The following is an 11,316-nucleotide window of genomic DNA, read 5'->3' as shown; positions in this document are numbered from 1 at the left end:
GTGGAGAGGCCGGCCCCGGAACGGGAAAAACTTTCCGCCATTCTCCAAAGCGCCCTTTGTGGCGTGGAGAGGCCGGCCACGGAACGGGAAAAACTTTCCGCCATTCTCCAAAGTGCCCTCTGCGGCGTGGAGAGGCTGGCCACGGAACGGGAAAAACTTTCCACATAATATAAAAACCTGGAAAGGAAGTAGAAACCAAAATGGGAACCATTGGCGAAATAGAAGATAGGCTCAAAACCGTTTGCGCCGAACTGGACGGAATTTTGCGCGATTTGCAGGACATGAAGCCAAAACCGGCCAACGAGCAGGCGCAAATGTACGACCGCATAAAAAAGGTGGCGGCCAACAAGCCTATTTGCAACCGGCAGTTGGCGCAAACGGACGGCAAAACGCGGACGCTTTATTTTAAATGTCTGGCCGCGCTGGCCTTTTCATGTGACGCAAGTCCGGCGGAACCCCAACTGGAATTTTTGGCCCGCCTTGCGGCGGGTTCCGATTACGCGCCCGGACTGGACGGCATTTTGGAAATGGGCGCGAACATAACGCCTTTCGACAGCGCCTCTTTGACCGACGGCCTGCCTGATATCCAAGAGGACAATTTGCGCTGCTCGCTTTTGCTGGAAGCGATTTACCTTGCCAACTTGCCGGGCGCCGCTTCCAAGGAAGCCCTGTCTTATATAGCCGACTTGGCCCAACTGCTTGGCTGCGCAGAGGATGACCTGCTGGTCGTGGCGAGCTTGGCCAAGGCCGTTTTGCAAGATGACTACGCCGCCTTTGAAGGCATACCTTGTCAGCGCGCCTATGGCGGGCTGGCCCATCTCTTGCCGGGCGGCTGGCTGGAGCGGGGGCGCCGGAAAATTGAAATTGCATCCATTGAAGAGCTATTGGCACTCAGTAATAAAAAGGATGTTTTTTATTATAAAATATGTAAGGAAATTAAAACAAAAATTTTCCCGATAAAGAGAGGCTGGTTGCGGCAGGAGATTGAAGGAAAAACCGCGCTGGCGCAAACGGATTTTTGTACAAAAGGGGAGAGCCTATTCTGTGGCTACGAATCATACGCATATAGATACGGCAAAAAAGCCGAAATATTCAAAGCGGAAAAAGGTTGCTGGTGTGTCTTGTGCGCAATTCAAGATTCTTATGTTAATACGATTTTTACGGCTACGCCTTTTGACAGGGAGGATGACTTTTTCCAATGGGTAACGCAAGTTGTTTTAAAGTTAGATTACTAAGACAAAATTTATTTAAAGGAGAATTTTTATGGCAATATTCAGCATGACTTTGCAAGACAAAAAAAGGTTTGACGCGTTCACGGAAAAACTTGACCATATCGCCAAGGAAATCGCGCCCGGAGGCAACCGGGAAGAAGTTCGGGCAATAGAAAAACAAAAGGAAAGTTTTGCCGAAACGATCAATGATTTCTACAACAAAGACCGCAAGTTGAATATAGGCATCGTTGGCCAGGTAAAAGCGGGCAAGTCCTCGTTTTTGAACACGCTGCTTTTTGACGGCAAAGAAGTGCTGCCCAAAGCCTCTACGCCCAAGACGGCCACCTTGACCAAGATAGAATACGCAAGCGAAAACTGTATACAAATAGAATATTATTCCCACGACGATTGGCAAAACTTTACAAAGCTCGCGCAATCGGAAGCGGAAGACAGCTACGCCAAAGCCGCCCGCGAGTTGCTGCAGGCGGCGGCCAAGAACGGCTTGTCCATAAGCGAAAAGCTTTCTTCCAGGGAGTCCGTGCCTTTCGTTTCATTTGAGGCTTTGTCCGCGCAACTGAATGACTATGTGGGGGAAAACGGCCGGTATACGCCGGTCGTCAAAGCGGTAACTTTATCCATCGACAAAGAGGAGTTAAAAGAAATTTCCATAGTGGACACACCCGGGCTTAATGACCCGTTTATTTCCAGGACGGAGCGCACGAAAGAATTTATCAAACTTTGCGACGTGGTGTTTTTTCTGAGCCAAACCAGCAGTTTCCTGGACAAAAGCGACTGGGACCTGCTTTCAACGCAATTGCCGGAAGAAGGCGTCAGGAAACTGGTGTTGATTGGCAGCAAGTACGACAGCGGCATACTGGATGTTTTGCGCAAACAGGACAAAAACAGCCCTTTTGCCGCCAAAAAGTCTTTTGCCGACAATATCCCGGCCGCTATGGAGCTTGTATCCCGCAACTTGAAAAAACGGGCCAACGAAAAGGTAGCAGAATTTACGGAAGACCTGCGGCGAAGGCGCGGCGAATACGCGAAAGAAATTATCAAAGCCATAGGGGAATGCCATGAACCCCTTTTTGTTTCCGTGATGGCGCAAAACATGAGCAAGAAAGCCGCGCCGGATTATGACCCGGAAGAACGTAATATTTTTGAGCGTTTAAGCAAGTTCTCCGGCAACATGCGGGAAGATTTGCAAAAGCTTAGCGGCATGGGCAGGGTAGAAGCGGTATTTGCCGGCGCCGTGCGGGAAAAAGAAGATATCCTTATGGGAAAGGCGAAAGGCTTTGTCGGGGCGGCTACGGAAAAACTTGCAAATCAGCTGCAATTTTTTTTGCAAAAAGCAACGCAAAAACAGAAAATTTTAAGCGGCAACGACTTGGAGCAATTGCAGGCGCAACAAGAAAACGTAAAGCAGCAAATCAATAAACTCAAAGCCGATTTGTCGGCCGTTTTCGGCGAACTGAGCAACAACATACAAAAGGAAAAGCTCAACGCTTTGCACGACATACGCGCGGCGGCCGGCGATTATTTCTCCCTTTCCGAGCGAACGGGCAGCAGGGACATAAGGCACAGCTACAAAGTATCCGCATCCAAATGGTATAAGCCTTGGACATGGTGGAGTACAAAAACAGAGTACTACACCACGCAAGAAAACTATTCTTATCTTTCGGTTTCCGACGCTACCGGCAATTTGCGCAAATATGCCATGGACAGCGCCAACCAATTGGAGGATGTATTCCAGGAGGCAATCAACTTCAAAGGGCTAAGGCGCAAGTTGCTGAATGTGGTAGTCGATAATCTCGATATGGGCAACGAAAAATATGATTCGTCTTTTTTGCGCGTTATAGTTGAGGAGGCCATCGGCAGTATTGAGCTGCCTGTTTTTAAGATTGACCCCTCCGCCTTTATCGGCAAAATAGGCGCGAATTTCAGCGGCGAAATCACGTCCTACGCAGAAAAGGAAAAGTTAAAGAAAGACTTGCAGCAAGTAATCGGCGACCTTTTTGATGAGATGGCCAACCTTCTGGAGCATGGCGCCGCCGATTTTAGCGGCAAAATGGACAGCATAAAAGAGCGGCTGTTTGCAAAACTGACAGAAGACACGGCAAAAGAATTTGAAGAGCTTGTCCAATTGTCAAAAGCAAAGGAACAGGAAATCGCCAAACTTGGCGGTTATATAAAAACACTCGAAAAAATATTGTCGGGTATGGAGAGATGAAAATGCCAAACATTGAATTGTATGAAGAAAATAGGCTCAGGGAACTTGACAGGGCGGTCGCCGATGCCGTGAAAATCATCAGCAAAAGCTATCTAAATGACTTGCAGGCCTTGAATGTAGTGCCCCCAAGTTTAGAAATTAAAAATATAGACGCCGCCAATTGTGGCTTTTTTTGCCATTTGCGCAGGATGGTTTACAGCAAAAGAGAGAGTTTCCTTGACAAACTGGCTACTGTCGCCAATGTCGCTTTTTCCACGGACAGCACGATTGCTACCATTATGGACAGCGATGGCGAGTCAATCGACTACTATATAGGCATTGTCGCTAAAAACCGCCTCACTAAAACGAAAACGGACGAATCCTGGCGCGCGTCCGCGAAAGAGGCGTTTTTCGGCGCCATGCAAGGCAATTTTGTCGGTTCCGACATGAAGCGCTTGCAATCGGGCGAGACGGGCGAATTGCTGGCAAAGGTATTTGACAGACGCGTACAATCAATATCATCCATCTCCGGAATCGTCTCTTTGCGCAACAAGGATAGGCAGGATATGAATGCTTATGTCCAGGGAATTGAAAACCTTACGGACGCGATGCGTGGGCAAAAGTATGCCATAGTTATGCTGGCCGACCCCATAAACGGCAACAAACTGCGGAAGATCAGAACCGGCTATACTATGCTGCACACTTATCTGTCCGCTTATTTGCGTTATAGCCTTACTTTGAATGAGACCGCAAGCCTTGCGGTAAGCAAATCTCAATCCGAGAGTTTCCAAAGCGGCATCAACGAGGGCATTGCCCTTGCCCAGTCCTCGGGCACTGCCGGCGCGACGCAAACAGGCTCTGGGAGGGGATTAAACGCAAATGCCAGCATTATTTTCGCGAGCGCAGGCACCAGTTACAACCGCTACAATTCACATACGGTTACGACAAGTTCCGGAAAAACCCAAACAGTGAACCGGAGTTTTAGCAAGACAAGCGGCACGGCCAGCGGAGTTACCGATTCCATTGGCAAGGCTACCGGCCAAAGCCTGCAGCTGAACTATGAAAACAGGCAAGTCAAAGACTTGCTGGACAAGATTGATTTGCAACTGAAGCGCCTGGATAAATGCGAGAGCTTTGGAACTTTTGAGTGCGCGACTTATGTCGTCGCCGCAGAAAAAGAAACGGCGTTTTCCGTGGCCAGCAATTATAACGCTTTGATGCGCGGCGAAGATTCTTTTGCGCAGTCTTCCCACATAAATATCTGGGACAGCAGTCTGAACGATGAAAGGATGCCGCAGTTACTGCAATATATATGCGCCTTTTCACACCCGAAATTTTATCTTTACGACAATAAAAAAGTATCAGTAAGCCCAGCGACTTTGCTCAGCGGGCAAGAAATAGCCATACAATTCGGCTTGCCCAAAAAATCGGTCAGCGGCCTGACAGTATTGGAAATGGCGCCTTTTGGGCGCAACGTCACGGTTTTGAAAGACGAAAAAAACATGCGGCTCGGCAGTTTGCTACATATGGGAAAGGAAGAGAAAAAACCTGTAGACTTAAACGCCGACAGCCTCACCATGCACACCTTCGTTACCGGCTCCACCGGCTCGGGCAAAAGCAACACTATCTGCACGATGCTCGGGCGGCTCGGCGCGGACGTGAAGTTCTTAGTCATAGAGCCCGCCAAGGGCGAATACAAGAATGTTTTCGGCGGCAGGGGCGATGTCGGCGTCTACGGCACGCACCCGCAAAAAGCGCCCCTTCTAAAACTCAATCCCTTCTCTTTCCAGGAGGACGTGCATGTCCTGGAGCACATCGACAGGTTCGTGGAGATATTCAACGCCTGCTGGCCCATGTACGCCGCCATGCCCGCCATCTTGAAAGATGCCGTGGAACAGGCTTACCAGGAAAACGGCTGGAGCCTGAAAAGCTCCCTTTGCGCGCCGCGCCGGTTCCCGGACTTCAACGACATTATGGCCATTTTGCCTAGGATAATCAGGGAATCCAGCTATTCCAACGATACCAAGGGGGATTACACGGGCGCTTTGGTCACGCGCATCAAATCCTTGACCAACGGCATCAACGGGCAGATTTTTTGTTCCCGCGACGAAATCCCCAACGAGGAACTCTTTGACCGAAACGCGCTAATTGACCTCAGCCGGGTAGGATCTTCGGAGACCAAGTCACTGCTCATGGGCATACTGGTTTTGAAGTTGCAGGAATACCGCATGTCCTCCGGCCTTGTCAACTCCCCCCTCCGCCATGTAACCGTCCTGGAGGAGGCGCACAACCTTTTGCGCCGCACGTCCGGCGAGCAAAGCCAAGAGAGCGCCAATCTCCAAGGCAAGGCCGTGGAAATGCTGGCCAACGCCATAGCGGAGATGAGGACTTACGGGGAGGGATTTATCATCGCCGACCAGTCCCCCGGCTTGCTGGATATGTCCGTCATCCGCAACACCAATACCAAAATCATCCTGCGTTTGCCGGACGAGTCGGACAGGATGCTGGTAGGCAGGGCCGCCGGACTGAACGACGATCAGATCGCGGAGCTGGCACGTTTGAAAAGGGGCGTGGCCGCCGTCGCGCAGAACGGCTGGCTGGAGCCGGTTCTTTGCCAAGTTGACGAATACACGGAAAGCGCGGCTTTCCAATACAAACCGGATGAGAGCAAAACTACTTACATAGAAAAGTATTGCCGCTACATGCTTGGCCTGGAGCGTTCCCTGGAGCTTTCCCAGGAAGGGGCGGACAGCGTGCGCCAATGGATCGGCCGGCTGAACGTGGGCGGCAATGAAAAACGCCACCTGCTATGTACCTTGGAGCGCGTAAAACCGCTGGCGAAAACCTTGCCGCCGCTCTTTTACAATGTCTTTGACGGCAAAAGGCTGGCATACGCGATAGGCGGAACAGACGACGGACAGCCGGCGGATAGGCGCGTGGAAGAATACATCGCCGATTTGTACGGATTTCAAGACAGCGAACTTTTGCGAAAAATCAAAGAAATCCTCTTGGACGCCATAAAGGCGGAACTGGCCAAAGAATCGCAGGAATCTCCCTTGCTCGGCAAAATAGAAAAATTGCGCGGGGCGGCGAAAGGGGGCATAGCATGAACATCGGCAAGCTGGAAGGCGGGGAAATCAATCCCCGCGCGGAAAACGGCGCGCAGGATGTAAAATTGCCGGAACAGGCCGGCGGGTACAAGGATTTGAACAACCTGCCGGATGAGGCGGAAGTTCCCCTTAGACAGGGATCTTCTTATAAGGGGCTGGAATCCGACGACCCGTCCGCCCAAGGCAAAGACCGCCATCACGTGCCGGCAAAATCCGCCTACCGAGACAGCGGCCTCGACAGCGACGATGGGCCGTGCATCCGCATGGAGAGGATAGATCACAGGCAAACGGCCAGCTATGGCGTCTCTGACGAGGCCAAGGAATATAGGGCCGCGCAGTCGCAACTGATTGCGCAGGGCAAATTCAGGGAAGCGCAGCAAATGGACATCGACGACATCAGAATGAAGTTCGGCAAAAAATATGATGGCGCCATAGCGGAAATGCTGGAATATACTGACCAGTTGGAACAGGAGGGGAGAATATGAAGGTTTACGAATTTGTGCCGCATAAGCAAGTGGGCGTTTTGCGCTTTGGCGCGGACAGGCAGTCGGTTCGGCGGGAGGCCGGCCAGTACAAGGAATTTCGCAAGACGAAATTCAGCGAGAACACAACCGATGATTTCGATTCTTTTTTCCATGCCTATTATGACAAGGACGACCGGCTGTGCGGCGTGGAGATTTTTGACGGGGCGCAGCTGCTTTATGAAGGAACAGTCATCTCTTGGGAAGATTATGCCGCTTTTGCCAAGCAGATACAGAAGATTGACCCTGCGGCGGGGCTGGACGGCGAGGTTTTCCGTTCCGAGGCGCTGGGGCTGCGCGCGTACGTGCCGCACGATGCGGTAGAGACGGTTTTTTTGACCGCGGGCAAGGTGTAGGGGACGCGCCTTAAAACATTTCCGTTCTCAAAACGTGTCGCTTTGCGGCCGTCGGGTTTTATGCCCAATCTTGTCCGCCGGGGATGCCGCGGGATGCGCGAGGCGAAGGAAATCAAGGCAAATGAAATCCCCGGGCAAAAAGCAAAACCTTCAAGGCGGGCGGGAAAAGTTCGCGCCGCAGGAACGCCTGAATATACAGCAAAAGCTGGAAAACAAAATAACGGCGATGGAATGCCGTCCTGAAAGGAAAATGTTTTTATGCCGCTGCTCATACCGCAAGTTCCCCAAAACTTTAACGGCAGCTGGGGCGAAAGCCAGGCCTTCGAGGCTCTTTGCGCCTTGGATGGCGAACACGCCGTTTTTCATTCTTTTTCTTGGCTCCGCGAGAAAGGCCAGCCGGGAGAAGCGGATTTCGTGGTGGCGCACCCGGGGAAAGGCATATTGGTCATAGAAGTAAAGTCCGGCGGCATAGAATACAAGCGGGGCGAATGGCTGCAAATCAACACCAAGACTGGCTACAAAAAGCGCATCGCCCCTTTCGTCCAAGCCGCCAGGAGCAAATACGCCATCTTGGAAAGGTTAAAGTCCTTCCTCTCTCCCCCGGACACGCCTATGGTCGGGCACGCCGTCTGGTTTCCCTCCGTCAGCTTGTCCGGAATAGCCGCCCTGCCGCCCGAAGCCGACAAAGAGATAACTTTGGACGGGGCAGATCTTTCGCAGCCCCTGAAAGCCATCAACAGGGCTTTTGCCTACTGGGAAAGAGCCGCCAGGTTCAAAGCCAGGCTGAACAAGGCCCAGTTCGGCAAGGTTCTTGACGTCCTCTGCCCGCACTTTTGCGTCACCCTCAAGCTTGGCGACGAAGTAGCGGCAGCCGAGCGTCAATACATCCGCCTGACCGAGCAGCAGTTCGCCATCCTGCAGTTGCTCGCGGAGCAAAAGGCCGCCGCAATCAGCGGCCTGGCCGGTACCGGCAAAACCATGCTGGCCGTGGAAAAAGCCAAAGCGCTCGCCGAGCAGGGGCGGGAAGTCCTGCTGCTTTGCTTTAACAACTTCCTGCGCGATTTTTTGAAAGCAAATTGTGCCCCGCATAGCATCTCCTGTCACAACGTACATTCTTTGGCTTATGAGCTGCTGGGCAAGCCGGAACTTTCTTTCGATGCAATTCTGGCGGAGTTTAAGGCCTTTTTGGCGGGGGAATGTAATGGCTGGCCGTATCAGGATGTCATCGTGGACGAGGGGCAGGACATTGACGACGATATCCTTTGCCGCCTGGCAAAACTGTGCAAGAGCCGGGACGGCTCTTTTTACGTTTTTTACGACAAAAACCAGTTTGTCGGGAAAAACAAACTTTCTTCTTGGCTGGACAGCGCCGAGTGCCGGCTCGTCCTCAGCAAGAATTGCCGCAACACCATGGAAATATCTTCCACGGCCTACGGCATCATCGGCGCGGCCGCCGAGCCGAGCAAAATAAGCGGCATCAGGCCGCGCGTAAAGTTTTATTCCACGGAGAAGGAGCTATTGGACATAACGGAAAAATTCGTGCAATACGCGGTGAAGGAGCAAATACCAGTAAACGAGATTGCCATCCTGACGGCTCAGACGCTGGAAAAGTCCCGGTTTACGGCGCGGGAGGCAGCCGGGTTGGAAATAACCAACAACTTTGGCGAAAAAGGCAAACTGCTCTTTACGACAATAAGAAAGTTCAAGGGGCTGGAGGCCGACGCCGTGCTGCTTCTCGACTGTTCCCTGCGGGACATGGCGGAGGAGGGGGCAAAGCGGCTGCTTTATTCCGGCGCGTCCCGAGCGAAATACATCCTGCGCATAGCGGTGCGGGAAGACCTGCCGGAGGCGGAGCATGAGGAATACATGAATAAAATCCTGGGCGGCAGGGATTTGCCCAAAAGCAGGGAAGGGCTGGCCAGGCTCTTTAATGCCAGCTTTTGAAGCCGCCCGGGGCGGCTATCCGGCAACATGCCGATTTTTTTGCCAAAGGACATTTCCTGTCCAAGCGCGCCGGTATAATAAAAGCGGAAACATTGAACGAGGGGTGAAAATAATGGAAAGAGCGTAAGGAAAAAGGTTGAATTAAAAATCCAATACTTAAGTAAACAAGGAGAGGCAATACGATGGACAAAGACTTGAAATTCCTGCAAACTTGGACAAACGATGAGTTGGACCCGCTGGTCAACATTATCACAGATACCTTCAGCAATTTTTTGGCAATATCCGATAGATACAAAGAATACTACCCTGACCACCAAAAATACCTGCTCGAAATCGAAAAGGAATTTCTGGCATACGGCGGGAATACCTTCACCAATTTTTTTGGAAATCCGACCTACCGGGATATATTGGAAAAAGTGTGCAAGGAGCTTGACGTGGCGCACAACCCAAACGATCCTGACGTTTGGGGGATGGAACGAAATCTGCTGGAAAAAGTGACAGGGCAAGATTGGGAAGAAACATCTGATGCACAGAAGGAAGATTTTCTGGAAGAATTCGATGCAAAAAGCATTTGGGGCACAAATGGAGGCATGCTTGGCAACGCGGCAAAAAAAGGGCTGATATATACAGGACTAAGGCTTCTAGTAGGTTCTTTGATCAGCGCGGCTTGGCTGGCGCATAGCATAGCGGGGCCCGCTTTCCGTGTAATAGTGCCCTGCGTGGTATATATTGCCCTTATGCGCGATAAAAAAGCGAGAATGGGAGAGCTTTCGTAATAAGTCATGAATAATATTGAAGATTATTTTAAAAAACAAATTCGTTTGGAACAGGCACAGCAAAAAACATCCGGCTTTGTTTAAAAATATTTACTTAAATGAATCGGTAGCCTGCCTGAAAGTTATGCAAAATAAAGAAAGGAGTGTTTTTCATGGGGCTTTGGAAAAAGGCGAAAGGGTTGGGCAAAATAGTTTACGGCGCAACGGAGTTATGTGGAAACCCGTTCAATCTTTTTTGTGGGCCTCGTTTTTGCAGAAAATGCGGGAAGCCGCCTGACCCATTGCGGTCAAGCTCGGGCTGGCTTTGGCTTGAGTTTATCGACGTTTGCCCTTCCATCGTGCCGAAACAACGCATATATAGGTCGTCCCGCCTATGCAATAAATGCGCGGCCGAGATGGTCAAAAGAGGCTGTTGTGAACTGACACAATGACAACGCTCCCCCGGCCGAAACCTTGCCCATGTTTAAGCCGGGGGAGCGGCTATTGCCCGCGCGGGCAGGAAAGGGCAATATGGCGGCGGGAGCTTGAACGGGACGTCTTGCAAAAAAACTTCGTTCAGTATTTCATGATATTTTGAAAAACCGTCCTTTGGGCGGTAGCGTTGGCATAGGCGTGGGCCGCGTCCCCCCGGAATTTGATGGAAGATCCCTCTTTCAAGACGAAAGGGGCTTTTTCTATTTCCAGCAAAAGTTCCCCTTCCGTAACCACGATGCTTTCTTCCAGCACGTTGGGATGGGTGGGGGAAATGTACCGGCAGCCCGGCTCCAGGACGATATAAAAATAATCGAACCCTGTCACGGGGTCAAAAGGGAAAATGTTGTAAAGCGCCATTTTTTTGCCGGCCTCATAAAAAGGGCGTATCTCCGAGAGGTCGGTTACCCGGTACTCTTGCGCCGTTTTGCTGAGCAGGCGGGAGAAGGTTATCCTAAGCCCGGAGGAAACTTTCCACAAGGTGGAAACCGTCGGGCTGGACTCGCCCCTTTCTATCTGGCCGAGCATGGCCTTGCTGACGCCCGTTTTTTTGGCCGCGTCTTCCAGGCTGAGTTTCAGGTCTTTGCGTACTTTACGGATAACTTCGCCGACGTTGGCCGGAACTTCCCGCAAAAAATCCACCTTCCTTTGCTTTGCCGGGCGCGCTCCCCGCCGCCCGGCTTTTGGCAGGCAAACGGCCGCCTCCTGTCTTTTGGGC

General features: G+C 51.4%; 9 protein-coding genes. 8 read left to right on the top strand and 1 reads right to left on the bottom strand.

The features are described 5' to 3' along the window. Positions 1-200 precede the first annotated feature (200 nt). From LBO03_08700 to LBO03_08665, 8 genes are all read left to right on the top strand, one after another. A complete protein-coding gene (locus LBO03_08700; GenBank protein ID MDR3349650.1) occupies positions 201-1,235 on the top strand; it encodes a hypothetical protein in 1,035 nt (344 codons plus the stop codon). 28 nt (positions 1,236-1,263) lie between these two features. Then, on the top strand, positions 1,264-3,441 hold the full coding sequence (locus LBO03_08695) for a dynamin family protein (protein ID MDR3349649.1): 2,178 nt from the start codon (positions 1,264-1,266) through the stop codon (positions 3,439-3,441). A gap of 2 nt (positions 3,442-3,443) precedes the next feature. After that, positions 3,444-6,530, top strand: coding sequence for a DUF87 domain-containing protein (locus LBO03_08690; GenBank protein MDR3349648.1), 3,087 nt, complete (start codon positions 3,444-3,446; stop codon positions 6,528-6,530). Further along, positions 6,527-7,015 carry a hypothetical protein gene (locus tag LBO03_08685; GenBank protein ID MDR3349647.1) on the top strand — a complete coding sequence of 163 codons (489 nt, stop codon included), beginning with the start codon at positions 6,527-6,529 and terminating at the stop codon, positions 7,013-7,015. The genes LBO03_08690 and LBO03_08685 overlap by 4 nt, the downstream gene beginning before the upstream one ends. Further along, positions 7,012-7,407 carry a hypothetical protein gene (locus LBO03_08680; protein ID MDR3349646.1) on the top strand — a complete coding sequence of 132 codons (396 nt, stop codon included), beginning with the start codon at positions 7,012-7,014 and terminating at the stop codon, positions 7,405-7,407. Before LBO03_08685 ends, LBO03_08680 begins: the two co-directional genes overlap by 4 nt. Before the next feature lie 93 nt (positions 7,408-7,500). Then, positions 7,501-7,650: a hypothetical protein gene (locus tag LBO03_08675; protein ID MDR3349645.1), complete on the top strand. Its 150-nt coding sequence runs from the start codon at positions 7,501-7,503 to the stop codon at positions 7,648-7,650. 15 nt (positions 7,651-7,665) lie between these two features. Beyond that, the gene (locus LBO03_08670) at positions 7,666-9,351 is read left to right on the top strand and encodes an NERD domain-containing protein (GenBank protein MDR3349644.1); all 1,686 of its coding nucleotides are present in this window, start codon (positions 7,666-7,668) and stop codon (positions 9,349-9,351) included. A 182-nt stretch (positions 9,352-9,533) separates the two neighbouring features. Then, positions 9,534-10,127, top strand: a complete 594-nt coding sequence (locus LBO03_08665) for a hypothetical protein (GenBank protein MDR3349643.1) — start codon at positions 9,534-9,536, stop codon at positions 10,125-10,127. Positions 10,128-10,682: 555 nt separating this feature from the next. On the opposite strand, the gene LBO03_08660 is transcribed toward LBO03_08665, so the two are convergent. Continuing rightward, positions 10,683-11,231, bottom strand: coding sequence for an XRE family transcriptional regulator (locus LBO03_08660; GenBank protein MDR3349642.1), 549 nt, complete (start codon positions 11,229-11,231; stop codon positions 10,683-10,685). Positions 11,232-11,316: the final 85 nt, after the last annotated feature.

This window comes from Acidaminococcales bacterium (genome assembly GCA_031290885.1).
Taxonomy (GTDB): Bacteria; Bacillota; Negativicutes; order Acidaminococcales; family JAISLQ01; genus JAISLQ01.
Note: the sequence above shows the minus strand (reverse complement) of the source record. Positions and strands in the feature narration are given on the sequence as shown.

Excerpts from the sequence above, each read along its gene's own strand:
- LBO03_08700 (MDR3349650.1), top strand. The coding sequence starts at position 201 with ATGGGAACCATTGGCGAAATAGAAGATAGGCTCAAAACCGTTTGCGCC.
- LBO03_08695 (MDR3349649.1), top strand. The coding sequence starts at position 1,264 with ATGGCAATATTCAGCATGACTTTGCAAGACAAAAAAAGGTTTGACGCG.
- LBO03_08690 (MDR3349648.1), top strand. The coding sequence starts at position 3,444 with ATGCCAAACATTGAATTGTATGAAGAAAATAGGCTCAGGGAACTTGAC.
- LBO03_08685 (MDR3349647.1), top strand. The coding sequence starts at position 6,527 with ATGAACATCGGCAAGCTGGAAGGCGGGGAAATCAATCCCCGCGCGGAA.
- LBO03_08680 (MDR3349646.1), top strand. The coding sequence starts at position 7,012 with ATGAAGGTTTACGAATTTGTGCCGCATAAGCAAGTGGGCGTTTTGCGC.
- LBO03_08675 (MDR3349645.1), top strand. The coding sequence starts at position 7,501 with ATGCGCGAGGCGAAGGAAATCAAGGCAAATGAAATCCCCGGGCAAAAA.
- LBO03_08670 (MDR3349644.1), top strand. The coding sequence starts at position 7,666 with ATGCCGCTGCTCATACCGCAAGTTCCCCAAAACTTTAACGGCAGCTGG.
- LBO03_08665 (MDR3349643.1), top strand. The coding sequence starts at position 9,534 with ATGGACAAAGACTTGAAATTCCTGCAAACTTGGACAAACGATGAGTTG.